19 protein-coding genes are annotated in these 23,198 nt (G+C 70.3%); 8 read left to right on the top strand and 11 right to left on the bottom strand.

The genetic code is table 11. The features are described from left to right. The first annotated feature begins 10 nt into the window (after nucleotides 1-10). The 3 genes from ACFQS7_RS14615 (at nucleotide 11) to ACFQS7_RS14625 (ending at nucleotide 6,633) form a co-directional block, all read left to right on the top strand. Nucleotides 11-4,699 carry an NAD-glutamate dehydrogenase gene (locus ACFQS7_RS14615; RefSeq protein ID WP_380067819.1) on the top strand — a complete coding sequence of 1,563 codons (4,689 nt, stop codon included), beginning with the start codon at nucleotides 11-13 and terminating at the stop codon, nucleotides 4,697-4,699. A gap of 183 nt (nucleotides 4,700-4,882) precedes the next feature. Further along, entirely contained in the window at nucleotides 4,883-5,386 is a 504-nt protein-coding gene (locus ACFQS7_RS14620; protein ID WP_380067820.1) for a mismatch-specific DNA-glycosylase, read from the top strand. After that, nucleotides 5,383-6,633, top strand: coding sequence for an MFS transporter (locus tag ACFQS7_RS14625; RefSeq protein WP_380067821.1), 1,251 nt, complete (start codon nucleotides 5,383-5,385; stop codon nucleotides 6,631-6,633). The genes ACFQS7_RS14620 and ACFQS7_RS14625 overlap by 4 nt, the downstream gene beginning before the upstream one ends. Nucleotides 6,634-6,780: 147 nt before the next feature. Here ACFQS7_RS14625 and ACFQS7_RS14630 read toward each other — a convergent pair whose 3' ends face one another. Together ACFQS7_RS14630 and ACFQS7_RS14635 are read right to left on the bottom strand one after the other, a co-directional pair. Continuing rightward, the gene (locus tag ACFQS7_RS14630) at nucleotides 6,781-6,972 is read right to left on the bottom strand and encodes a hypothetical protein (RefSeq protein WP_380067822.1); all 192 of its coding nucleotides are present in this window, start codon (nucleotides 6,970-6,972) and stop codon (nucleotides 6,781-6,783) included. Nucleotides 6,973-7,080: 108 nt separating this feature from the next. After that, on the bottom strand, nucleotides 7,081-7,779 hold the full coding sequence (locus tag ACFQS7_RS14635; RefSeq protein ID WP_380067823.1) for a CBS domain-containing protein: 699 nt from the start codon (nucleotides 7,777-7,779) through the stop codon (nucleotides 7,081-7,083). 192 nt (nucleotides 7,780-7,971) lie between these two features. On the opposite strand from ACFQS7_RS14635, the gene ACFQS7_RS14640 reads away from it, so the two are divergent. The 3 genes from ACFQS7_RS14640 to ACFQS7_RS14650 all read left to right on the top strand — a co-directional run bounded on the left by ACFQS7_RS14640 (nucleotide 7,972) and on the right by ACFQS7_RS14650 (nucleotide 11,903). Beyond that, nucleotides 7,972-8,955, top strand: a complete 984-nt coding sequence (locus ACFQS7_RS14640) for a TAXI family TRAP transporter solute-binding subunit (RefSeq protein WP_380067824.1) — start codon at nucleotides 7,972-7,974, stop codon at nucleotides 8,953-8,955. 106 nt (nucleotides 8,956-9,061) lie between these two features. Beyond that, complete coding sequence (locus ACFQS7_RS14645) at nucleotides 9,062-11,092, top strand: TRAP transporter permease (protein WP_380067825.1); 2,031 nt, start codon at nucleotides 9,062-9,064, stop codon at nucleotides 11,090-11,092. 208 nt (nucleotides 11,093-11,300) lie between these two features. After that, the gene (locus ACFQS7_RS14650; protein WP_380067826.1) at nucleotides 11,301-11,903 is read left to right on the top strand and encodes a YjbF family lipoprotein; all 603 of its coding nucleotides are present in this window, start codon (nucleotides 11,301-11,303) and stop codon (nucleotides 11,901-11,903) included. Here ACFQS7_RS14650 and ACFQS7_RS14655 read toward each other — a convergent pair. The 3 genes from ACFQS7_RS14655 to ACFQS7_RS14665 form a co-directional block, all read right to left on the bottom strand. Then, nucleotides 11,887-12,942, bottom strand: coding sequence for a glycosyltransferase family 4 protein (locus ACFQS7_RS14655; RefSeq protein ID WP_380067827.1), 1,056 nt, complete (start codon nucleotides 12,940-12,942; stop codon nucleotides 11,887-11,889). The genes ACFQS7_RS14650 and ACFQS7_RS14655 overlap by 17 nt on opposite strands. A 39-nt stretch (nucleotides 12,943-12,981) precedes the next feature. After that, the gene (locus ACFQS7_RS14660) at nucleotides 12,982-15,030 is read right to left on the bottom strand and encodes a YjbH domain-containing protein (RefSeq protein ID WP_380067828.1); all 2,049 of its coding nucleotides are present in this window, start codon (nucleotides 15,028-15,030) and stop codon (nucleotides 12,982-12,984) included. A gap of 80 nt (nucleotides 15,031-15,110) precedes the next feature. After that, nucleotides 15,111-16,022 (bottom strand): SLBB domain-containing protein, encoded by a 912-nt coding sequence (locus tag ACFQS7_RS14665; protein ID WP_380067829.1) that lies wholly within the window; start codon nucleotides 16,020-16,022, stop codon nucleotides 15,111-15,113. A 101-nt stretch (nucleotides 16,023-16,123) separates the two neighbouring features. Here ACFQS7_RS14665 and ACFQS7_RS14670 point away from each other — a divergent pair, with 101 nt between their 5' ends. Then, nucleotides 16,124-16,561 carry a hypothetical protein gene (locus ACFQS7_RS14670; protein ID WP_380067830.1) on the top strand — a complete coding sequence of 146 codons (438 nt, stop codon included), beginning with the start codon at nucleotides 16,124-16,126 and terminating at the stop codon, nucleotides 16,559-16,561. Between the two features lie 11 nt (nucleotides 16,562-16,572). Here the strand turns inward: ACFQS7_RS14670 and ACFQS7_RS14675 are convergent, their stop codons facing one another. The 3 genes from ACFQS7_RS14675 to ACFQS7_RS14685 form a co-directional block, all read right to left on the bottom strand. Then, entirely contained in the window at nucleotides 16,573-17,007 is a 435-nt protein-coding gene (locus ACFQS7_RS14675; RefSeq protein ID WP_380067831.1) for a hypothetical protein, read from the bottom strand. A gap of 123 nt (nucleotides 17,008-17,130) precedes the next feature. Continuing rightward, the gene (locus ACFQS7_RS14680) at nucleotides 17,131-18,282 is read right to left on the bottom strand and encodes a hypothetical protein (RefSeq protein ID WP_380067832.1); all 1,152 of its coding nucleotides are present in this window, start codon (nucleotides 18,280-18,282) and stop codon (nucleotides 17,131-17,133) included. A gap of 219 nt (nucleotides 18,283-18,501) precedes the next feature. Further along, nucleotides 18,502-19,458 carry an IS1595 family transposase gene (locus tag ACFQS7_RS14685; RefSeq protein ID WP_380068023.1) on the bottom strand — a complete coding sequence of 319 codons (957 nt, stop codon included), beginning with the start codon at nucleotides 19,456-19,458 and terminating at the stop codon, nucleotides 18,502-18,504. A gap of 112 nt (nucleotides 19,459-19,570) precedes the next feature. Here ACFQS7_RS14685 and ACFQS7_RS14690 point away from each other — a divergent pair, with 112 nt between their 5' ends. After that, complete coding sequence (locus ACFQS7_RS14690; protein ID WP_380067833.1) at nucleotides 19,571-19,831, top strand: helix-turn-helix domain-containing protein; 261 nt, start codon at nucleotides 19,571-19,573, stop codon at nucleotides 19,829-19,831. Here ACFQS7_RS14690 and ACFQS7_RS14695 read toward each other — a convergent pair. From ACFQS7_RS14695 to ACFQS7_RS14705, 3 genes are all read right to left on the bottom strand, one after another. Beyond that, nucleotides 19,828-20,304, bottom strand: coding sequence for a hypothetical protein (locus ACFQS7_RS14695; protein WP_380067834.1), 477 nt, complete (start codon nucleotides 20,302-20,304; stop codon nucleotides 19,828-19,830). The two genes, ACFQS7_RS14690 and ACFQS7_RS14695, sit on opposite strands and share 4 nt — an antisense overlap. A 12-nt stretch (nucleotides 20,305-20,316) precedes the next feature. Further along, on the bottom strand, nucleotides 20,317-20,913 hold the full coding sequence (locus ACFQS7_RS14700; protein WP_380067835.1) for a hypothetical protein: 597 nt from the start codon (nucleotides 20,911-20,913) through the stop codon (nucleotides 20,317-20,319). A 260-nt stretch (nucleotides 20,914-21,173) separates the two neighbouring features. Next, nucleotides 21,174-23,024 carry a polysaccharide biosynthesis/export family protein gene (locus tag ACFQS7_RS14705; RefSeq protein ID WP_380067836.1) on the bottom strand — a complete coding sequence of 617 codons (1,851 nt, stop codon included), beginning with the start codon at nucleotides 23,022-23,024 and terminating at the stop codon, nucleotides 21,174-21,176. Nucleotides 23,025-23,198: the final 174 nt, after the last annotated feature.

Consider the following 23,198-nt stretch of genomic DNA (forward strand, 5'->3'; position numbering starts at 1 on the left):
GACGCCAGCCATGCCGGACTCAACCACGCCGGACCGGACGCCGGTGGGCGACACCGTGCGCCGGGAACTGCTCCGCACCGCGGCGGAAGCGATGGCCCGGCTGGCGCCCGACCTGCCGCCGGCGGCGCTGCGCCTGCTGCACCGGCTGCATGAAGGGGTGCCGACCGCCGAGCTGGCCGGCATCCCGGCGGAGGCGGTGGCCGGCGCCGCGGCCAGCCTCTTCGCCCTGGCCGAGACGCGGCCGCCAGGCACGGCCCGCGTCCGGGTGCTGCCGCCCGGCCCGGGCCCCGGCCAGGCCGGCGGGCCGCATGCGGTGGCCGAACTGGTCACCGACGACATGCCCTTCCTGGTGGACAGCGCGCTCGGCGCGCTCGCCCGGCAGGGGCGGGTGGTGAAGCGGCTGCTCCACCCGGTGGTGCCGGTGCGGCGCGATGCGGCAGGCCGGCTGCTGGCGCTGGACGAGGCCGGCGGCGATCCCGAAAGCCTGATGCGCATCACCCTCGGCGCCCAGCCGGCGGCGATGCTGCCGGGCCAGGCCGGCACCGCGCCGGACGACTGGACCGGGCTGGAGGCGGCGCTGGCCAAGGCGCTGGCCGATGTCCGCCTGGCGGTCGGAGATTTCGACGCCATGGCGGCGGCGCTGCGCCAGGCCGGGGAGGAACTGGCGGCGGCGCCCCCGGGCAGCGAGCCCGGCGGCATCGCCTTCCTGCGCTGGATGGCCGAGGAGAATTTCGTCCTGCTCGGCCACCGCCGGCTGGCGCTGACGCCGGCGGGCGAGGTCTCGGTCGTCGCCAGCGAGAATCTCGGCCTGCTGCGCGATGCCTCTCTGCCGGTCTTCGACGTGCTGCGCGACCCGGCCCAGCTGCCGACGGTGGTGCGGGCGGCGCTGGCCGAGCCGGTGCCGGTCAGCGTCGCCAAGGCCAACATGCGCAGCACGGTGCACCGGCCGCAGCATGCCGACGTGGTGGCGACCCGCATCTGGGGACCGGATGGGCGGGTCGTCGGCGGGCGGCTGTTCCTCGGCCTGTTTGCCGCCGCCGCCTACAACCGCAACCCACGCAGCATCCCGATGCTGGCCGAGAAGGTCGGCCGCATCCTGACCGCGGCCGGGCTGGACCCGGAAGGGCATGACGGCCGCGCGCTGCGCAACATCCTCGACACCTGGCCGCGCGACGAGCTGTTCCAGGCGCCGGAGGCGGCGATCCTCGAGGCCGCGCGGCGGGCGCTGGACCTGCAGATCCGCCCGCGGCCGGCGCTCGTCCTGCGGCCCGATCCTTTCGGGCGCTTCGTATCCGCCATCGTCTGGCTGCCGCGCGACACCTTCGACACGCGGCTGCGCGAGCGGGTGGGGGCCATGCTGGCGCGGGCCTTCGCCGGGCGGCTGAGCGCCTTCACCATCGCCATGGGCGACTCACCCCTGGCCCGGATCCACTACATCATCGGCACCGAGCCGGGCGGGGTGCCCCAGGTGGATGGTGCGGCGCTGGAGGCGGCGATCGCCCAGGCCGCCCGCAGCTTTCCCGACCGGCTGGCCGAGGCGCTGGCGGCCGAGCGCGGCGAGGGTGGTGCGGCGACTGCGCTCGCCCGCTGGCGCGACGCCTTCCCCGCCGCCTACCGGGAGAGTGCGACGGGCGCCCAGGGCGTCGCCGACCTGGCCCTGGCGGAACGCGCCCTGGCGGATGGCAAGCCCGCCGCCGCGCTCGACCGGCCGCCGGGCGCCGCCGGCCTGGTGCTGCGGCTGGCGAGCCCCGGCGGGCCGCTGCCGCTCGCCGATGCGCTGCCGCTGTTCGAAAGCCTCGACCTTCGGGCGATCGAGGAGGTGCCGCACCGGCTGGTGGCGGCCGATGGCGCCACGGTGGTGCTGCACGTCTTCACCCTGGCCCCGGCCGCCCCCGTCGAGCCGGCGCGCTTCCCGATGCTGCTGGCCGCGCTCGGCGCGCTGCTGGACGGGCAGGCGGAGGCGGACGGCTTCAACCGGCTGGTGCTGCGGGCCGGGCTGGACTGGCGTGAATGCTGGTTGCTGCGGGCGATGTACCGGTGGCTGAAGCAGGTCGGCTTCGGCTTCTCCCAGCCGGCGGTGGAGGCGGCGCTGGCCGCCCAGCCGCGCGCGGCGCGGCTGCTGCTCGACCTGTTCCATGCCCGCTTCGACCCCGGCGCCACGGCCGACGACACGGCGCTGGTGGCGGATTGGGCGGCGCTGCTGGACGCGGTGCAGAACCCCGACGAGGACCGCATCCTGTCGCGCCTGCGCACGCTGCTGGATGCCGTGCTGCGAACCAACTACCACCAGGACAAGCCCTGGCTGTCGCTGAAGATCGACAGCGCCGCGGCCGGCGAGATGCCGAGCCCGCGGCCCTGGCGGGAGATCTTCGTCCATTCGCCGCGCATGGAGGGCACCCATCTGCGCGCCGGCCCGGTGGCGCGCGGCGGCATCCGCTGGTCCGACCGGCGGGAGGACTACCGCACCGAGATCCTCGGCCTGATGAAGGCGCAGCGGGTCAAGAATGTCGTCATCGTGCCGACCGGCGCGAAGGGCGGCTTCATCCTCAAGCGCATCCCGGAGGGGCGGGAGGCCTTCATGGCCGAGGGCATCGAATGCTACCGCACCCTGGTGCGCGGCATGCTCGACATCACCGACAACCTGGTGGACGGCGAACTGGTGCCGCCGCCGCAGGTGGTGCGGCGCGATGCCGACGACCCCTACCTGGTCGTCGCCGCCGACAAGGGGACGGCCACCTTCTCCGACATCGCCAACGGGCTCGCCGCCGAGTACGGCTTCTGGCTGGACGATGCCTTCGCCAGCGGCGGGTCGGCCGGCTACGACCACAAGGGCATGGGCATCACCGCGCGCGGCGCCTGGGTGATGATCGCCCGCCACTTCGCCGAGATGGGCCACGACATCTTCGCGCAGGACTTCACCTGCGCCGGGGTCGGCGACATGTCGGGCGACGTCTTCGGCAACGGGCTGCTGATCAGCCGGCACACCAAGCTGGTCGCCGCCTTCGACCACCGGCACATCTTCCTCGACCCCGCGCCCGACCCGGCCATCAGCCATGCCGAACGCGCCCGGCTGTTCGCCCTGCCGCGGTCCTCATGGGCCGACTACGACACCACGAAGATCAGCGCCGGCGGCGGCGTCTTCCCGCGCACGCTGAAGACCATCCCGCTGTCGCCGGAGGTGCAGGCGCTGCTCGGCATCGCGGCCGAGCGGATCGAGCCGGCGCTGCTGATGCAGGCGATCCTCAAGGCCAAGGTGGACCTGCTCTATTTCGGCGGCATCGGCACCTATGTGAAATCCTCCGCCGAGTCGCAGGCGGAGGCCGGCGACCGTGCCAACGATGCGCTCCGCGTCGATGGCGACGCGCTGCGGGCGAAGGTGGTCGGCGAAGGCGCCAACCTCGCGGTGACCCAGGCCGGGCGGGTGGACTATGCGCTGACCGGCGGCCGCATCAACACCGACGCGCTGGACAATGCCGCGGGCGTCTCCACCAGCGACCACGAGGTGAACATCAAGATCCTGCTGGCCGATGCCGAGGCCGCCGGCCGGCTCACCCGCATCCAGCGCGACGCGCTGCTGGTCGAGATGACCGAGGAGGTCGGCCGGCTCGTCCTCCGCGACAACCACCAGCAGCACTTGGCGGTGACGCTGGAGGAACGCGCCGGCGCCGCGGCCCTGCCGGCCCAGGCCATGCTGATGCAGCGGCTGGAATCGGCCGGGGTGCTGGACCGCGCGGTCGCCGGCCTGCCGGATGCGGCGACGCTCCGCGCCCGCATCGCCGCCGGCGACGCGCTGACGCGCCCGGCGATCTGCGCGTTGTTGCCCTTGGCCAAGCTCTGGCTGCTGGAGGCGGTCGAGGCCTCCACCCTGCCGGACGACCCCGCCTTCGCGCCGGTGCTTGCAGCCTATTTCCCGCAGGCTTTGCAGGCCCGCTTCCCCGACCTGATCGCCCGCCACCGGCTGCGGCGGGACCTGGTGGCGACCGCCATCGCCAACGAGGTCGCCAACCGGCTCGGCTGCGCCGGCCTCGCGCGGCTGGCGGCCGAGGCCGGCCCCGCCGCCGCGGCGCGCGCCGCCTGGCTGGCCGGCGAAGGCTTCGGCCTGCCCGCGGCGGCGGATGCGACCGATGCCGCACCGGCCCCGGTCAAGCTGCGGCTGGACGTCCTGCTGGCGCTGCGCCGGCTGCAGGAGGAGGCGGCCCAAGGCCTGCTCGGTACCGAGGGGCAGATCGATGCGGTGCTCGGGACGCTGCGCCCCGGCCTTGCCGCGCTGGCCGCGGCGACGACCGAGGACCCCGCCGCGGCCGCCTGGCGCGATGCCGGGGTGCCCGAAGATCCTGCCACGCTGGCCGCCGCCGCGCCTCGCTTGGCCGCCGGGCCCACGGTGCTGCGCATCGCCGCCGAGACCGGCACCTCCGCCGTGGCGGCCGCGGCCGCCTGGGCCGAGGTCGGCGGCGCCTTCCGCATCGAGGCGCTGCGCCAAGCCGCCGCCACGGCGCCCGCCCCCGGCGCCTTCGGCCCGCGCGCCAGGGCGGCGCTGCTGGAGGATCTTGGCGCGGCGCAGGCGCGGCTGGCGGTCGCCCGGCTGCGCGGCCAGGCGCTGGACGCCGCGGCGGTGGCGCAGCTGGCGCAGGAGGCCGCGGCGGCCGGCGACCTTGCGGCGATCGGCGTCGCGGCGCGGGCGCTGCAGGCGATGGCGTGAGGGGGAAGGCCAGGGAGGACGTATCCTTGTTTGGACCCGCCTCTATTCTTGTGGCTTGGCACCTGCCGCGTGGCGGCTGCCAAGCCCAGAAAAAAGGAAGGGTGGGGCTTGGGGAGGGAATACTTTTTCCTCCCCAACTCTGCCTGCCTTGACCCGGGCCCCGGCCGCCGCCCTGATCCCCGGATGACCACTGCCGAGATCCTGCCCGACCTGCTGCGCCCCGGCCTCCGCCTGCTGCTCTGTGGCAGTGCGCCCGGGCGGGTCTCGGCGCTGCGCGGCGCGCCCTATGCCGGGCCGGGCAACAAGTTCTGGGACATCCTGCACGCCGCGGGCCTGACGCCGCGCCGCTTCGCGCCTGAGGAGTATGCGCGCCTCGACGCGCTGGATATCGGCCTGACCAATCTCTGCACCACCGCCGCCGGTGCCGATGCGGTGATCCCGGCGGCGGCCTTCGACGCCGCGGCGCTGGCCGCCAAGCTGCGGCGCCACCGCCCCGCTTTGGTCGGCTTCGTCGGCAAGAACCCGGCGGCGCGCTTCCTCGGCGTGAAGGCGCCGCCATACGGCCCGGTGCCCGGCCCGGCGGACCTGCCGCCGATATGCGTGCTGCCCTCAACCTCGGGCCTCGCCTGCCGCAGCTGGGACCCGGCGCCGTGGCACGCGCTGGCGGCGCGGGTGGCGGCGGCATGACCCGCCGCGCCTGGGCCTGGGCCCTCTATGACTGGGCGAACAGCGCCTTCCCCGCCATCGTCTCCACCTTCGTGATCGCCACCTATTTCGCCCGCGGCATCGCGCCCGACCCTGCGACGGGCCAGGCGCAATGGGGCTGGATGCAGACCCTGGCCGGGCTCGGCATCGCCATCCTGTCGCCGCTGCTGGGGGCGGTGGCGGATGCGGGCGGCAGGCGCCGGCGGATGCTCGGCACCTGCACCGCGGTGATGGTGCTGGCGACGGCCGGCATCTGGTTCGCCACGCCGGCGCCGGGCTCGACCCTCTGGCTCCTGGCCTGCGTCGGCCTGGCGACCATGGCCTTCGAGCTCGGCACGGTGTTCTACAATTCGCTGCTGCCGCAGGTGGCGGGGCCGCGGGAGATCGGCCGCGTCTCCGGCCTCGCCTGGGGGCTCGGCTATGCCGGCGGGCTGGTCTGCCTCGGGCTCGCCTTGCTGCTGCTGGTGCGGCCCGATCCGGCGCTGTTCGGGCTCGACCGCGGGGCTGCCGAGCATGTCCGGGCGACCGCGCTGCTGACCGCCGCCTGGGTCGCCGCCTTCGCCTGGCCGGTGCTGCTGGCGCTGCCCGACCCGCCCGGCACGCGCCCGGCCTGGGGGACGGCGATGCAACGCGGCCTGGCCGAGGTCGCCGGCCTGCTGCGGCGCCTGCCGCGCAACCCGCAGCTGGCGCGCTTCCTGGTGGCGCGGCTGTTCTACACCGACGGTCTGAACACGCTCTTCGCCTTCGGCGCCATCTATGCCGCCGGGGTCTTCGGCATGGGCTTCGAGGAGATCCTGCTGTTCGGCATCGCGTTGAATCTGACCGCCGGGCTGGGCGCCGCCGGCTTCGGCTTGGTGGAGGACCGCTTAGGCTCGAAGCGTATGGTGATGGTTGCACTGGCGGCGCTGGTGCTGCTGGGCTCCGGGTTGCTGGTGGCGCAGGACAAGGCGCAGTTCTGGGCGCTGGCCCTGGCGCTGGGCATCTTCATCGGCCCCTCCCAGGCGGCAAGCCGGACGTTGATGGCCCGGCTCGCCCCGCCGGGCGAGGTCGCGGCGCATTTCGGCCTGTTCGCGCTGAGCGGACGGGTGACCGGCTTCCTCGGCCCGGCGGTGCTGGCGGCGGTCACGACGGCGACCGGCAGCCAGCGGGCCGGGATGGCGACGGTGGTGGTGTTCCTGGCCGTGGGGGCCGCGGTGCTGGCGGGGGTGCGGGAGCCGGCGCGGGGGTAGGAGGCAGATCGCGGAAGGGGGGCATTGCCCGGACGCGTGAAGCGGCCCCTGGAGACAGAGAGCGACAGCGGCGCCGCCTTCGCTTTCGAACGCGAACCGCTGCCGCGCGTCGGTCGGTGGGTGCCTGCGCCAGCGCCGCGCGGCGGTCTATGCCGGCACCCGCTCGAACAGCGCCTGCCGGTCGCGCAAGGCATCGAACCGCATGGCATCGATCGGCGGCAGCGTGTCCCCTTCCTCGACGATGTCGGGCACCGCCTGCCATTGCCCATGCGTCGCGCCGCGGCAGAGGATGGCGAGGCCGATATCGCCCCGCTCCCGCGCCGCGCGCCCGGCTGTCATCCAGCCAGACCGCCTGCACTCAGGGCAGGGCGGCCATTCGCCCCGGGAGCCGGTACTCGGCCAGCGCCTGCGCCATGGCGGAGGCAGCCGGCCAGCGTCCAGCCCGGCCTACATGCCGGCGTAGAGGTAGCTCGGCATCGGCTGGGTGGCGTCCACCACGCCCTTCACCCCCGGCACCTGCTCGGCCAGCACCTTCAGCCCGCGCTTCACCTGCTCGGTCCGCATGAAGCCGTGGTACTCGACCACCCCGTCCTTCACCTCGACCAGGGTGTAGAAGGTGTCGGCCCAGGGCTCCTTCCGCATCGCCGCCATTACCGCCTGGCGGATGCGGTCGTCGGACAGGTCGCCCGATGCCGCGGGCGGCGAGACCAGCGCCCGCAGCAGGTCGGCCCGCGACACGAGGCCGCGCAGCCTGCCGTCCTCCAGCACTAGCACGCGGCGGATGCCCTTCTCCTCCATCAGGTGCGCGATATGGGTGGCGGTATCCGCCGGGGTCACGGCGACGATGCTCTCGGTCATGATCTCGGCCGCGGTGCTGCCATGGGTGCGGGCATAGCGTTCCGCCTGCTCGCCAGGATCGGCGAAGAGCGATTTCAGCCAGCCCTGGGGGCGGTCCTCCTCCCCCGCCAGGCGGCGGATCAGGTCGGCCTCGGTCACCACGCCGAGCACCGCGCCGGCCGAATCGAGCACCGGCACGGCGGAGATGCCGCGTTCGGCCAGCAATCGGGCCACCGCGACCACCGGGGTCTCCGGCGGCACGGTCACGACATCCGGGGTCATCAGGTCGCGGGCGGTCAGCTGGGACATGACATCCTCCTTCGAACAGAGGCCGCCAGACTGCGCCGGTCGATGCGCCTCGACCTTGAGGCAGCGCAACAGCCCGTGCACGGCATCAAGCCCGGCGGCGGTCCGGGCACCCGGCCGGGCGCGGGGCTATCGCCAAACCTTCCGCGTGTCTATGTGTGCGGCAATTGCACAGAAAACCGGGAGAAACATACCATGATCGGATTGTCCCGCCGCGGCCTGCTCGCCGCCGCCGGCCTTGCCGTGCCCAGCCTTGGCGCGCCCCGCTTGGCGCGTGCCCAGGGCACCCAGCTCGCCATCGCCACCGGCACCACGGGCGGCGTCTACTACCCCCTCGGCGGCGCGCTCGCGAATGTCCTTTCCCGCACCATCCCCGGCATGAGCGCGACGGTCGAGGTCACCGGCGGGTCGGTCGCCAACAACCAGCTGCTTGGCGCCGGCCGGGTCGGCCTGATCTTCAGCCAGGTCGATGCCAGCGTCGACGCGGTGCGCGGCGAGGACCGCTTCCGTGGCCGCCCGGTGAAGGTCCGCGCCATCGCCGTGCTCTACACCAACCGCATGCAGGTGGTGACCACCGTGGCCAGCGGGATCAAGACCATGGCCGACCTGAAGGGCAAGCGCATCTCCGCCGGCGCGCCCGGCTCGGCGACCGAGACCATGGCCTTCCGGCTGATCGAGGCGGCCGGGATCGACCGCGACAAGGACTTCCGCGCCCGTGAGCGCCTGTCGCCGGCCGAAAGCACCAACGCCATCAAGGACGGCAAGCTCGACGCCTATTTCTTCGTCTCCGGCGTGCCGACCAGCGCGGTCACCGACCTCGGCGCCTCCCCCGGCATCACCCTGCGGCTGGTCGACCACGACGAGTTCGTCCCGAAGATCGTCGAGAAGCACGGGCCGGTCTATTTCCCCGAGATCATTCCCGCCGGCACCTATCCCGGCCAGGCCACGGACAACCGGCAGATGTCGGTCGCCAACATCCTGGCCGTGCAGGACACGATGCCGGACGCGCTGGTGACGCAGATCCTCGAGACCACCTGGAAAAGCCGCGCCGACCTGGCCCAGGTGCACGCGGAAGGCCGCAACTTCACGCTCGACAAGCAGAAGACCGCGGCCGCCGGCGTGCCCTGGCATCCGGCGGCGGAGGCGTTCTGGAAGGCCCAAGGGGCGACGCTGGCCTGAGACCGCAGGGGGACGCCGTCCCCCTGCACCCCCTGCCAAAGGCCGAAGGGCCTCTGGACACCGTGAGTCTGCCGGGGTCAGTGCCCCGTGATCGCGTGAGAGTTCCATGAGTCACAGCAGCCTGCCGCCCGAGGTGCCCGAGGGCGCGCTGGACGAGGATATCGCCGCCCGCGTCGAACGGCTGATCGAGGAGGAGGAGGGCGCGCAGAACCGCTTCGGCGGCTGGCTCGGCGTGGTCGGCACCGGGGCGGCGCTGGCCATGGCGCTGTTCCACCTGTGGGCGGCCTACGACATCGTCCCCACCACGGTGCTGCGCTTCGTCCATGTCGGCTTCGCCATGGTGCTCGGCTTCCTGCTGTTCCCCGTCATGCGCCGCTACCGCCACCGGCTGATGCCCTGGGACGTGCTGCTGATCTCGGCCGCGCTCTATGTCACCTGGTACCTGCTGGTCGGCGGCGACCGGATCGGCACCGAGCCGCTGATCGACCGCTACGTCTTCCCCGAGGCGCAGGATCTCGTCGTCGGCTGGATGCTGATCCTGCTGATCCTGGAAGTCACCCGCCGCGCCACCGGCTGGGTCATGCCGGTCGTGGCAGGGTTGTTCCTGCTGTACGGCTTCTTCGGCAATGTCCTGCCGGCACCCTGGAAACACCAGGGCTACGATTCCGAGCGGCTGATCCCGCACCTCACCATCACGCTCGACGGCATCTTCGGCACCGCGGTCGATGTCTCGGCCAGCCTGATCATCCTGTTCACCATCTACGGCGCCATCCTGCAGCTTTCGGGCGCGGGGAAGTTCTTCGTCGACTTCTCCTTCGCCGCCACCGGGGGCAAGGCGACCTCCGCCGGGCGCACCGTCGTGCTGTCCTCCTTCCTGCTCGGCGGGCCATCGGGCTCGGGCGTCGCCACCACCGTCACGCTGGGCACCGTCGCCTGGCCGATGATGCGCCGGGTCGGCTACCGGCCGGACGATGCCGGCGGGCTGCTCGCCGCCGGCGGGCTGGGCGCCATCATCTCGCCGCCGGTGCTGGGGGCGGCCGCCTTCCTGATCGCCGAGTACCTCAAGATCGGCTACCTTGAGGTGCTGCGCATGGCCGCCGTGCCGACCGTGCTCTACTACGCCTCCCTGCTGTTCATGGTGGAGCTCGACCAGCGCCGCATCGGCGCCGCGCATGCCGCCGCCGGGACCGAGCGCGCCACCCTGGTCACCGAGGGCGCCTGGGCGCTGACCAAGAAGTACGGCTTCCACTTCTCCTCGTTGCTGGCGATCGTGGTCTTCATGGTGCTCGGCTATTCGCCCACCATGTCGGTGCTCTACGCCATGGCGGTGGCGGTGGTGCTGTCCTTCCTGCGGCGGGATAGCGCGCTCTGGCCGCGCCGGCTGGTGGATGCGCTGGCCGGCGGCGCGGTGCAGGCGGTCGGCATCGCGGCGACCTGCGCCTGCGCCGGCATCATCGTCGGTGTCATCACGCTGACCGGGCTGGGCCTGAAATTCTCCGAGATCGCCATCCAGGCGGCCGGCGGCAACCTGGTGATCACCGCGCTCTACACCGCGCTGATCGTCTGGATCGTCGGCCTGGCGGTGCCGGTCACCGCCAGCTATATCATCTGCGCGGTGGTGGCCGCGCCCGCGCTGATCAAGCTCGGCGTGCCGGACTACGCGGCGCACATGTTCGTCTTCTACTATGCGGTGCTGTCCGAGGTTTCGCCGCCCACCGCGCTGTCGCCCTTCGCCGCGGCGGCGATCACCGGCGCCGGGCCCTACCGCACCACCTTGCAGGCCTGGAAATACACCCTGCCGGCCTTTGTGCTGCCCTTCGTCTTCGTCACCGACCCCGATGGCATCGCCCTGCTGCTGGCGACCAAGGCGGGGATGGGCTGGGGCGACGTGGCCTGGCAGATCGCCCTCGCCGCCGGTGGCCTGGCGGCGCTGGCCGCCGCCTGCCAGGGCTTCGCCCGCCGCGCGCTGGCGGGGTGGGAGCGCATCGGCCTGGTCCTGGCCGGTCTGCTGATGATCTTCCCGGCGCTGGCCGAGGTGGTCTTCGGCAGCGCCCTGCCGGCGCCGCACTGGATCGGCATCGCGCTCGGCGCCGGGTTGCTGGCGCTGCAGTGGCGGGGTGTGGAGAGGCTGGCCTGATTGACGGACGGTTTGGGAGGCAAAGGTATTCCCTCCCCAAACCCCACCCTTCCTTCTTGTGGGCTTGGCACCTGCCGCGCGTCGCATCCCAGACCTACGGAAATAGAGGAGGGTCCAGGCAGGATACTTCCTCCCCGGCCGTTCTTTTGCTTTCCTAACAACGATTCGGCGCAAGATTTCCGCCCCACCGTTTCGCTATGCTGCCGGTATGCGCCGAGTCGCCCTCCTGCTTGCTCTATGCCTTGGCGGCTGCGGCGACACGCTGTGGTCGGGGGTGCTGCCCGGCCCCGCCGCACCCGGCCAGGACATCGCGCCCGCCGGCCCCGCGCTGCGGCTGACGCTCCGTGGCCGCCCCGCCTATGCCGCCCTGGTGCAGGAGACGGGGGAGCGCCGGCTCTGGCGCACCGCCAGCAACCAGGTTGTGGAAACCGATGGCGGCCGGGTGGTGGCGACCGCCGGGCTGGGGGAGATGTTGGCCGCCACCCGCTTCGACGGGCCCGACCCGCTCACGACCCCGGCGGCGCTGCTGGACCGCCCGGCGGTCGCCCGCCGCATGGTCGACCTGATGCGCGCCGACCGCGCCGCCGAGGGCATGCGCTTCGGCGTCCAGGTCGAGTGCCGGCTGCGGGCGAAGCCGACCGAGGACGCGGCTGTGCTGCTGGTCGAGGAGACCTGCCGCGCCGCGGGCGCCGGCCGCTTCACCAACCGCTTCTGGGTGGCGGCCGAGGGCGGCGCGGTGCTGCAGGCCAGCCAGTGGATCGGCCCTGGGGTGCCGATGCTGACGGTGGAATTCCTCAGCCCCGCCAGCTGAGCCCGGCGCGGCGGACCTGCAGCGCGACCACCGCCAGCCACGCCAGCTGCACCGCCAGCGCCGGCAGCACGATCAGCGGCTTCCAGTTCGGCGCCAGCTTCAGGAAGACCAGGGCCAGCCCGGCATGGAAGACGGCGAAGCCCCAATGCGTCGCCGCCACCGCGCCGGTCCCCATGCCGGCCCGCTGCGCCATCTGGTACAGGTGCGTCCGGTGCGGCGCGCCGACCCGGTCGCCCATCGCGGCGCGCCGCAGCAGCGTGAAGCCGGCGTCGAACAGCAGCCCGAAGACCAGCAGCGGCACGATCAGGAAGCTGAGCTGGTTGACGTCGAACCGGCTGGCCGCGACGGCGAGGACCGCCAGCATGAAGCCGGCGAACTGGCTGCCGACGTCGCCCATGAAGATCCGCGCCGGGTGCAGGTTGAAGGGCAGGAAGCCGGCGAAGCCCGCGGTCAGGAACAGCGCCGCGGCATAGACGAAGCCGCCGCCCTGCAGGGCCGAGATCGCGCAGAGCGTGGCGCAGGCAATCAGCAGCACGCCGCCGACCAGCCCGTCCAGCCCGTCCATGAAGTTGACCGCGTTGGTGCAGCCGAGGATCCAGAACACCGTCAGCAGCGGGCCGACGAAGCCCAGCTCGACCGGCCCGACATAGGGGAAGGCGAGCCGGGTGATGGTCAGCCCGCTGGCCAGCGCGACCAGCGCCGCGGCAAGCTGCGCGCCGAAGCGCAGGCGGGCCGACAGGCTGCGCATGTCATCCACCAGCGCCACGCCGGCGATGGCGATGGCGGCGAGGATCACGCCGATGAACTGGCGTTCCGCGATGCGGGCGGAATCGGCGACCTGGTACAGCACCAGCATCCCGGCCATGAAGGCCAGCACCGCGCCGACCCCGCCGCCGCGCGGCGTCGGCCGGACATGCGCGCTGCGGCCGTTGGGATGGTCGAGGATCGGCCAGGCGATCATCGCCCGCACCGCGGCGGCCGAGAGCAAGGCGAGGCCGAGGGCGAAGACCAGGTGCTGGAGGAGGGCGGCGGAGCTCATTGCGGGCGGGGTGTGGCGGAAGGCGGCGCGGGGGGCAAGCTACCGCAGGAACCCCATGTAGCCGCGCGCCAGGGCCTCGGCCCGGCCCTCCCGCGTCACGTCCCACAGCGGGTTGTCGGCGATCAGCCGCTGGCCGCCGTCGCGCACCACCGGGCGGATCACCGCCCCGGCCCGCGCCGTGGTCTCCGGCCCCAGCAATTGCAGGGGGATGCGCAGATAGATGCCCTTGTCGAAGCTGCCCTCGCCGAACTTGCCGTAGGGCACGTCGGTGAAGGTGGCGAAGGCGCCGACCTCGATGCCGCTGTCGAAGCGGCGGCCGAGCTCGATCGTGCCGCCCCAGTCGCCGGCCAGGTACCGCCCGGCCCGCAGCACGGTGTACAGCCCCCAGACCGGCAGGTCGGCATAGAGCGAGGCATGCCCGGTCGTCACCGTGTAGCCCAACGCCGCGAAACGCTGTCGGTACTCCCGCTGGGCCACCCAGGCGAGGTCGAGGCCGAGCGCCACCGGCCGGTCCATCGGCCGCCACAGCACCTCCCCCTGCACGCCCTGGTACATCGGCTCCAGCAGCCCCCCCGTCACCCGGGCGAACCAGTCCGGCGCCAGGGTCCAGATCCGCTCGCCGTACAGGGTCGGGATCGCCGTCCTGCCCTCCCGCGCATAGCGGGCCAGGTCGCTGCGGACATGCGGCAGCTGGCTGTCGGAGGGCTTGCCGTCCTCGAGGTTCCCCGCCAGCGCCTGGGCGACGCTGCCGGCCAGCGCGAAGCCCCCGCCCAGCCCGTAGCGGGCGCCGGCCGCCAGCCCGGCCTGCCAGCGCACCGCGGTGCCGGGCTCGCCGAGCTGCAGGGCCAGCCGCGGCTCCACCGCCCAGGCGAGGCCGGGTGCCGCGAGGTCCATGGCGGGCGCGGTCGCCGGCAGCAGGGTCGCGCTCGCCAGCACCTCCTCGGCGCTGCCCGCGCCGGCGGCCGCGGCCTCCATCGCCTCCCGCAGCAGCACCAGCCGGGCGATGGGCGCGCCGGCGCGGTGCCAGGCGATGGCGATCCGCTCCACCTCGGGCGGCAGATGCGGCTGCGCGGCGCGGGCCGCCCGGCCGGCGGCCTGGGCCAGGGTGGGGAAGCGCCCGCCCTCAATGGCGATCCGCGCCTCCGCCCCCGCGACCTCGACGCCGAGCGGTCGGAAGCCCGCGGCCCGCAGCGCCGGGGCGATGGCCGCCTCGGCCCCCAGCGCCGGCCGCGGCGCCATGGCGGGCGGCCGCGGCCGCGGCACCTCCGGCGGCCGCGCCGGGTCCATGCGCAGGGACAGCCGGACCAGCACATCGGTGCCGTGCACGAAATGCACCCCGGCATCCAGCCAGGAATTCGGCTGCCATTGCAGGCCGAGGTTGAGCCGCGAGCGTGCCTCCCCGCGCAATCCGTTGGTCTTCGCCGGGTAGCCGCCACGCTCGTCGCGCAGCGCGTCGCCCGACCATTCGACCTTGGCGCGCAGCCCCTCGACCTCGCCGAACAAGGTGGGCAGGCTCCACTCCACCCCGCCGAAGACGGCCACCTCCTCGCCGTGGAACCAGCTGCCGGTGTTGAGCCTGCCGCCCTGGCCCACATCGCGCGGCCGCGTCTTGTACCGCCCCGAGAGCGCCCCGAGCGGGTTGGGCAGGTCCGCCCCGGTCCCCAGCCGCCCCCAGCCCATGCCGAGGCTGACATCCAGCGGCCCGAAGCGCTTCGACGCCACCAGGTACTCCCCGCCATAGATCCCGGTGCCGATCGCGTCCTGCAGCCCGAATGCGAGCGCCGGCCGCCATGGCCCTTCCTCCCAGAGCCGGAATTTCAGGTCGAAGGCGCGGTCGTTGGTGGTGCCGTGGCCGGTGGTGCCATTCAGCCTATCGGTCAGCCGGAAGGTGGTCTCGAGGAAGGGCAGCGCCTGGAAGCCGAGGAACCAGAATTGCCGCTGGTGCCGCAGCGCCGCCCCGGCCTCCAGCGTGCCGTCCGGCCGGAACCGCGCATTGCGCATCTCGACCAGCCCGGCCCCGCCGAAATCGGCCCCCGTCGCCGGCACCTCCTGCGCCGCGGCCGGGGCGGCAAGGGCGAGGCATGCCAACAGCCACCCGGGTCGGGGCCCGGGGGGCGGCCCGCTCCCCGGTCGGGGGCCAGGGGGCGACGCCCCCTGGGTGTCTCGCCTCACTTCCCACTCGACCGCACGATGACCGCCAGCGCCGCGGAGGACAGCGCCACCCGCGACAGCACCTGGGTCACGTCGCGCAGGAAGCCCCAGGTCTCGTAGGGCGAGGGGTCCTGCGGCACCACCACCGTGCTGCCCGGCGGGATCGGCGGCCCGCCAGATTGCCAGGCGCCCAAGCCGGCCGGCGTGGATTGCCCGTTCGGCAGCACCACGAAGCCGCGCCCGCCATCGGCAAAGCGCTGCTCCCCGCCCGAGGCCCGCACGTAGTCCCCGGCCTTCCAGCCGGTGGCGAATTGCAGGCTGCCGGGATTCAGCACCGCGCCGACCACCGTCACCTCGTTCGGCCGCTTCGGCATCGCCACCAGGTCGCCCGGCTCCATCAGCACATCCAGGTCCGGGCGGCCGGCGAGCACCACCGGATTGGCCTCCACCACCATCCGCCCGGCGGCCCGCGCGTTGCGCAGCGACCCGGCCAGCGCCTGGCCGGCCTGGATCGCGCCCGACAGGTCGGTCGAGCCGCGCATGCCCGCCACCGCCTGGCCGGCGGCGACCTGCATCAGCCCCTGTTCGAGCTCCCGCGCGGTGCGGGCGAAACCCTCCTGCTGGCGCTGCCGCACGCTTTCCCGGCTGAAGACGGCGCCATAGGGATAGGCCTGCGGCGTCAGCCCGCCGGCCCGGGCGATCACCTCCGACAGCCGCTCGCCGCGGCGGATGTCGTAGACGCCCGGCCGGACGAACTCGCCCATCAGCGTCACCGGCCCGCTGTCGCGGTCGCCGAAGCCGCGCGGCAGCCGCACCGCGTCGCGCGGGGAAAGCCGCACCGCGGCGAAGTTGCGCGAGCGCAGGTCCAGCAGGGTGCGGGCCAGCGGCAGGGTGGCCGTCTGCTCCGCCGGCTCCCGTGCCAGTTCCACGGTCGAGAGGTCCGGCCTTATGTAGCAGACACACCAAAACCACTGATGTAAGTTATATTCAATGATAGTAAGATGGCCGCCCAACCTGAACGGAGGCGCCCATGAACGAGTTCGTCCTGCCCGGCTTGGTGCAGCGCCGCGCAATGTTGGCGGGCGAGTTGGAGGCCACGCGCGCTCGGCTCGACCAGCTATATGCCGACCTGGCCGCCGTTGATGCCGTGATCCGGCAGTTGGACCCGACCTATGCGGTGGACGACATACAGGTGAAGCGCGTCCGGTCGCCGATGCTAGGCGTGACCACGGACATGAGCCGGGCAGTGCTGGACATGCTGCGCTCTGCGCCCGAGCCGATGACGATTCCGGCCATGGTCGATCAGGTGATCGCCGATCGGGCATTGGACCCGACGAGCAACGCCGTCCGCAAGTCTGTAGTGTGCAGCGTTGGGCGTGCTATTCGGCACCAGCGTGATCGCGGGGTGATACGCCAGAGCGGGCGAAATGGCCGGTCCCGGCTGTGGGAAGTGCGGAGCGATCCGTGACGCGAGAGGGCTCAAACGCCCAACTTCTCAAAGCGACGCGACAACTCCAAACGCGCCAGCGCGAGTTCGGTGGCGAGCTTCCAGAATTCTTTCATTGCCAGCGTAGTTTCAGCGCGCGGTATTTCACGGTTTAAAGCTTCAAGTGCTTTTTCGTAAGACTTTGTTTGTTCGTTGATGCCGCCGGGCAATATGCGCGCCGCATCTTCCAATAGTTGGCGTTGTTTAATTAAGTTTTCCATAAGTTCACGACGGGCCGAATTTTTATCTTTAGCTTCTTCCAAAACGGCGGTTGTGTAGCGCATCATTAAAGCGTCAAGTTTTGCTGCTTCATTACGAAAAGCATCAATGGATTTCTCGACACGTTTTTCTTGGTCGCGAGTACCTTCGAAATAGCCATTTACTATGGCCGTTACGGCAACGGTTACAGGAACGTTCAGCAGGGTCACAATGGCGGTTACACAAGCGGCCTGATGCGTGCGGGCAAAGGCCCAAGCACTGCGTATTTTCCCAAAAAACCTGTCGCCTATGCTTGTCACCCTCGCTCCAGTAGGTTCATCTTGCTGATCCTATCACCGAGGCGATCGCCGAGCGCGGCCAGTGCCTTGCATTTGTGGATTTTGAGCCAGTCGCTTCGCACGTTCGCAAAAGCTTTTCCACAAATCGAATCCCATCAAGCTTACGACGGTTCGAACCCTCTCGTCTATCTCGACGGCGCAAGGGTCGTCGGACGCTCTCTCACTCGTGTTAACCACTTTAATGTCTTGCGGCCTTGGCTGTTCCGCCCCCTCGGCACTAACCATCAAAGCGAAAAGCGCTGTAAACACGAGCGGAAGCGCGCTGGCAGATTTGAGATGAAATGCCCCTGGCGAGTGTACATTGATGCCAAGCGACATGGCGAAATCGCTTGTTAGTTGAACATCAAGAACCTCACTGAGCGTTTCAAACCGACGACGGCCATGCTCTGCTGAATAGGAGAGAACCGTGACCGCCTTGATCAACAAGCTTAGGTCGAGGTTGTCGTCGCCTGTGAAGTCGGGGCCAGACGTCAGAAGTCGAGCGGCCTGCGCTTCACCAAAGCGGTATGTTCCATAAGTCTCATCAAATATCTGAGGATAAAAATTCCGACCAAGCAATGTAAATGGATTGGGGCGTCTTAGTACATCTGACAATTCACGAGACAGATCGACCTCATTTACTACAGGAAACCAACGTACCGGTCTTGCTGGGATTGGTTCTGACCCATAAAAATCGGGTGCTGTCGCTACAGTGCGTATCTCTGGCTCGTCAAGGAACTCACCCACCAAAATCTGCCGGCTGGGAATGCGATCGGGAACAACTACAAGATCGTTCTTTTGAGCCGACCTAAAGAGGGCAATCAAGGCTGCTCTGTCGCTGAGAGCTTTTTTTGGTAGGGTTTGTTCGAAATACGAAACCGGATTGCGCGGCGGCTCGACTGGCAGTTCCTTCCCCAATCTGTTCGCCTTAACCATTGCTGCAACCCAATCGCGCCGGGCTAAGCCAGCCAGCACGATCGCGTCTGTAAGAAGCTTATCCTCGAAGTAGAAGTCGTTAGGTAATACAAGCCCCGGAAAATCTAAAAAAACTACCTGGTTGTTTTTGAATTCTTGAAGAAACCTGTAAGTTTTTCCGGGAAACAGGCGCCAAATCTTCTTGTTCGGCGGGATTACGGCGGTTCGCAAATCAATCTGTGTTTCCGGCATGATTGGCCTTCGTTCGACACTCGATCATTCCATGCAGCCGATAGTTTGTCGGCAACACCGACGCCAATCGTCGCGTCATGGGTTTCTCAGTAGGGGGAGATGCGGGTGGGGGATGGTGCTTATCCGAGTTCTCGGTTTGTGACAAACTCGCAAAACTAGAATGCTGGCTTCGACTCCTCGACAGGCGCCGCGTGCCGCACCTGCTGCCTGATGATGAGGTCAGTCCCGTTGCCAGTACCCCGCCCACATCCGTGACACGGGATGCCTAAGCGCCGCAGCCGTCACCAACCCATGCAGCGCTCCATTCGGACGTCGCCGTGTGTCCTCGCGCCATGCCATCTCGACCGCATAGGCGGAGAGGTACTTCCCGCTAATCCGATGATGCTGGCCCCACTCGGCGCGACGCAACCGGGAAAAATAGCTCTCCGCCTGATTGGTGCATGCGCCATCGAGGCTGAACGCCACCGAGTGGTTGATCCGTTTCGTGTCGTAATAGGCGTGCAGCAAGTCCCAGCCGGCCGCTTCGTCCGCATGAACGGTCGTGCCAGGCTGCACGACAGCGCGGATCATCGGGACGGCATCGGCCTCGCGCGGCACGACGAACGGGAAGGTCTTGCCGCCACGCTCGCGTACCACCACGACCGACTGGCGCTTGCCTGACTGGTTCTCGACCTTCCGCCGGTCCTTCCGGTCCTTGGCCTCGTTCTCCTGCCGGACGTGGCCGCCGACATAGGCCCCATCGACCTCAACGACCCCGGACAGGTCGCCCTTGATGTGTTCGGCGCTGATTGCCTCACGGAGCTTGTGGGCCAGGACGAACGCCGTCTTGTACTGGACGTCGAGGTCCCGACCGAGTTGGAGGGCAGAGATGCCCTTCACCGCGTTCACGAAGATAGCGATAGCGGCCAGGTAGTCGCGGATCGGCAGCTTCCGGCTGGCGAAGATGGTCCCGCTGGTGACGCTGAACTGGTGGCTGCACGCCTTGCACTTCCAGATGCGCCGAGCCGTGTAAGAGTAGACCGCGGTGCAGCCGCAACGCGGGCAGAACGCCTCGCCGCCGTTGTCGGCAAACCGGATCGCAACGAATGCCCCATGCGCTTGATCGTCGCTCATCCGCATGATGCCGGTCAGGCTCAACGTGCGGGCGGGGGCAGAAAGGAGAAAATGCTGAGCCACCGGGCGACGCCTCAACGATATTCGTTGATGTCGTTTATATCCGCGCATTCCGCTGGCGTCCACCATTTGCGATGACCTTGCCTTTTGGCGTTGATCCCGTTAGCGTGAATCCATGAGCGATCCGACAATTTCGCCCGAACAGTGTCGAGCCGCCCGTGGGTGGCTGGATTGGACGCAGGAAGCGTTGGCCGAGCGGGCCAAGGTGTCCCTCAGCACCGTTCGGGATTTCGAGAAGGGCAAGCGCAAGCCCATCGCCAACAACCTCGCAGCCATGCGTGAGGCGTTGGAGAGCGGCGGGGTTACGCTGACCTATGACGACGCGGGCAAACCGGCTGGCATCACACGAGGCGACGCCAGCAGGTCAACCGACTAGAAGCCGAAGTCGGCCTGGTTGTCGTTCGCGTGCCATCGGCGCACCGGCGGCAACAGCGGGATCGGATAGGCCACAGGAAACAGCTTTCCGCGTAGGATCACATTTACCGTGCTTGGGTGGAGGCCGATTTCGTCAGCCGCTTGGGCCTGCGTCCAACCCATGATCCCGCAAGCCCAAAGCACATGGCAGGCTTCCCGGAACGTTGTGCGCTTCCTGCGCTGCGGGCCATAGACGTAGGCGCCCTGGTAAAGGGAGACCGCTCGGCGCCGTGGGGTTCGCCAAATCGGCGCGTTGACTTTCTGATATGCAGGCACGCGGATTTCTCCTGATAAGGACAAAAATCCAGCTTGCTGACCACGAATTGGCGTGCGATTCTGCGCATGCCTATGGAGGGCGTGGGCTGCAAGCTGGTTAGCCAAGCTTCGGTTCTCTTGCTGGGTCGGGATGTCTGCGGTCGCCACAACCGCCGGCATTCCCGAGCCAGTTTACCTGTTTCGTCGCGGGTGATTGACACCCCACTCTGCATTTGTGGCCTCTCCTTTCTCTGCGGAAGAAAGATGCTCCGCTTCCGACTTTTGGTCGTGGTGGGAGATCGGAAACCAAAGACGCCCAGCGTTCCGAACCAGCCCGTCCTCAGTTTTGAGGCGATAAAGGCTAGTGGTGACATTGCCAGGCGAAATATCGAAACCGAATTTGGTTTTGATGTAAGACACAATCTCTGGTCGAGGAAGTCCCGCAGGGTTTGCGGCGACTGCTTCCAGCACCATCGTTTTTTGCGAAGGCAGTTCTGGCTCACTCAGCAAGGATCGCTGTGGGAAAGACTGGGATGAACTTGGATGAGATGGCGGTTTATTGTCTTCGTTGCTCGCTGGGTGACTTGAACTAGCGAGCCGCACAGCAACGCGTTCGAAGCGATCCAAATCAGCCAGTTCGGCGTCCAGCGCGTTGATCTTTTCGGCGTACAAGGCCCGAACGGCCTCAATCTGCCTTTCAAGCTCGCGCTCCAGTTCGTCACGAGCACGCGTCAGCGTGTCTCGCTCTTGCCCAATCCGCCCTGACGTGAACGTCGCCGACCACTCCATGGCTTACTGAATAACACCGGGGTTTCTGCACAACAACAGCGGCGAGCATTCACGCATTGTTCCAATTTCGCGAGTTGTTGCAGTTTCGTGGCGTTGTTCGGGTGGTCCCGATGGCATCGGAAGCGTCCGATGGTTTGCTGTGGGACGGCGAAGAAATCTGACGTAGGAGCAGCCTGTGCAGTTTGTTGGCGCGTTATGCGTTTGTCCGAATCAGCGTTAGCCAACGATTTTAATGCATATCAGTGATTTTGGTGTGCTTGCTACATAAGACCGGAGAGGTCGGCGGTGTCCGTCGCCCCGCCGGCGGCGGCCAGCACCGAATCCAGCCCGGTGTCGTTCAGGACGGGATAGAGGCCGGGCAGCCGCACCTCCCCGGTCAGCAGCACGCTCTGGTCGAGCAGGAAGGGCAACAGGGTCGGGTAGTCGAGGAAGAGCTGCGGGCAGGGCAGCCGGCCGTAATCCGGGAAGCCCGCGGCGCGGGCATGGGCGAAGCGCTGGCGGGAGGCCTGGGCGGCCACGGTCAGCTGGGTCAGCGCCGGGCAATCGGCCGCGGGCGCGCCGGGCGGGGCCGGCGCCGCGGCCGGCGGCGCACCCGGCATCCCGGCCGCCGCAGCGAAGGCCTGCGCCACCACCGGCGCCGCGACGGGGTCCGGCGCATCGCCGCGCAGCGCCTGCTGCACGCCCGGGCTGGCCAGGAAGAGCACGTCCGGCAGGCCGAGCAGGACGACCTCGTCGCCCTCCGCCAGCGGCAGGTCGGCCTGCCCCTGCAGCACCCGCCCGAGGTCGAAGGGCAGGAATTGCCTCGTCCGGGTCCGCGCATCGGTCCGCCAGACCAGGCCGAGCCGCGGATAGGGGTCCGCCCGCACCAACCGCGGGTCGGCCAGCAGCCCGCGCAGGGTCCGTGCCCGGCCGCCGGCGGCGCGCAGCACCGGCGTCACCACATGGCCGGCCAGCCGCAGGTCCTGTGCCATGACGTCGGAGCCCGGCTCCACCCGCAGCGCGTCGCCGCGGCGCAGCACGTCGCGCGGGCCGATCTCGCGCAAGGCGCGGCGGCCCTCGCCATCCGTCCCGTGCAGCAGGAAGCGGTTGCCGCCCGGCCGCAGCGGGTCGCCGGCCAGGCGGAGCAGCGCGGCGAGCGGCGCCTGGGCGGCGCCGGCCGGCAGCTCGTAGATGCCCGGCCGCGTCACCTCGCCGCCGATCGCCACCGCGCCGCCCAGCGGCGGGACCAGGATGCGCTCGCCCTCGCGCAGCCGCAGGTCGGGCGCCGTGCCCTCCCCGGCGATGACGGGGTAGAGGTCGATGGTCCGCCGCGCGCCGCCGCCCTCGACCCGGATGGCGCGGAGCGAGCCGGTCCGCCGCACCCCGCCGGCGGCGACCAGCGCATCCAGCACCGAGGCCATCGAGGTCAGCGGCTGCAGCCCGGGCCGCGCCACCTCCCCGCCGACGAAGACCGCGATCTGCCGCACCTGGCCGATCGATACGAAGACCTCCGACCCGCCCAGCTCCCGCGCCGCCCGCGCTTCCAGGTCGGCCCGCAGCTCCCGCAGGGTCCGCCCGGCGGCCGGGACCGGGGCCAGGTCGGGGACCAGCAGCATCCCGTCCCGGCCGATCCGCAGGCTCAGCGTCTGCCGGCTGCGGCCGCGGAAGGCCAGCACCACCTCGTCGTCGCGGCCCAGCAGGTAGTCGTCCGGCAGGGCGCCGAAGCCGATCCCGGCGGGCTGGCCGGCGGGCTGGCCGCGCAGGCTGTCATAGCCGAACTGCCGCAACGGGGCGGGGGTGCAGGGCGCCGGCTGGCAGGCGGGCGTTGCGCCGCGGGCGGCGAAGAAGGCCTCGGCCGGGGAGGCCGGCTCCGCCGGCAGCGGCGCCGGCGCGGCGGCCGGCGGCGGCGGGGGCGCATAGGCCGGGGCCGGCGCCGGCACCGGGCGGCCGGCGCCGGCATCGAGGATGCGCTGCAGGATGTCCTGCTGCGCACCCTGCGGCAGGCTCGGCAGCGGCAGGCCGCCCGGCAGGGTCGAGGGCAGCGCCGGCGGCGAGAGGTAGGCCCCGGTCTGTGCCCTCACCGGCAGGGCGAGCAGCACCGCCAGCAGCGCCGCCAGCGTGCGATGCGTCACGGAAAGGCCGGCGCGGCGGGGCAAGGGGGACGGTCCTCTCGCGGGGTGGCGGAGCGGCAAGTATTGCTTGCAACGAAACTAGCCGAATCTCACCCTGCGCGTGCAATGATTCGAATGTTTAGTATCCCTAGGCGAATAGACGTTGCGCTGCGCCTGGGGATGCGGCCGGTGCTG

Source organism: Dankookia sp. GCM10030260 (assembly GCF_042666655.1).
Taxonomy (GTDB): Bacteria; Pseudomonadota; Alphaproteobacteria; order Acetobacterales; family Acetobacteraceae; genus Paracraurococcus.

Excerpts from the sequence above, each read along its gene's own strand:
- ACFQS7_RS14670 (WP_380067830.1), top strand. The coding sequence starts at position 16,124 with ATGAACGAGTTCGTCCTGCCCGGCTTGGTGCAGCGCCGCGCAATGTTG.
- ACFQS7_RS14635 (WP_380067823.1), bottom strand. The coding sequence starts at position 7,779 with ATGTCCCAGCTGACCGCCCGCGACCTGATGACCCCGGATGTCGTGACC.
- ACFQS7_RS14615 (WP_380067819.1), top strand. The coding sequence starts at position 11 with ATGCCGGACTCAACCACGCCGGACCGGACGCCGGTGGGCGACACCGTG.
- ACFQS7_RS14655 (WP_380067827.1), bottom strand. The coding sequence starts at position 12,942 with ATGAGCTCCGCCGCCCTCCTCCAGCACCTGGTCTTCGCCCTCGGCCTC.
- ACFQS7_RS14630 (WP_380067822.1), bottom strand. The coding sequence starts at position 6,972 with ATGACAGCCGGGCGCGCGGCGCGGGAGCGGGGCGATATCGGCCTCGCC.
- ACFQS7_RS14640 (WP_380067824.1), top strand. The coding sequence starts at position 7,972 with ATGATCGGATTGTCCCGCCGCGGCCTGCTCGCCGCCGCCGGCCTTGCC.
- ACFQS7_RS14650 (WP_380067826.1), top strand. The coding sequence starts at position 11,301 with ATGCGCCGAGTCGCCCTCCTGCTTGCTCTATGCCTTGGCGGCTGCGGC.
- ACFQS7_RS14695 (WP_380067834.1), bottom strand. The coding sequence starts at position 20,304 with ATGCCGGCGGTTGTGGCGACCGCAGACATCCCGACCCAGCAAGAGAAC.
- ACFQS7_RS14625 (WP_380067821.1), top strand. The coding sequence starts at position 5,383 with ATGACCCGCCGCGCCTGGGCCTGGGCCCTCTATGACTGGGCGAACAGC.
- ACFQS7_RS14645 (WP_380067825.1), top strand. The coding sequence starts at position 9,062 with ATGAGTCACAGCAGCCTGCCGCCCGAGGTGCCCGAGGGCGCGCTGGAC.
- ACFQS7_RS14620 (WP_380067820.1), top strand. The coding sequence starts at position 4,883 with ATGACCACTGCCGAGATCCTGCCCGACCTGCTGCGCCCCGGCCTCCGC.
- ACFQS7_RS14690 (WP_380067833.1), top strand. The coding sequence starts at position 19,571 with ATGAGCGATCCGACAATTTCGCCCGAACAGTGTCGAGCCGCCCGTGGG.
- ACFQS7_RS14680 (WP_380067832.1), bottom strand. The coding sequence starts at position 18,282 with ATGCCGGAAACACAGATTGATTTGCGAACCGCCGTAATCCCGCCGAAC.
- ACFQS7_RS14700 (WP_380067835.1), bottom strand. The coding sequence starts at position 20,913 with ATGGAGTGGTCGGCGACGTTCACGTCAGGGCGGATTGGGCAAGAGCGA.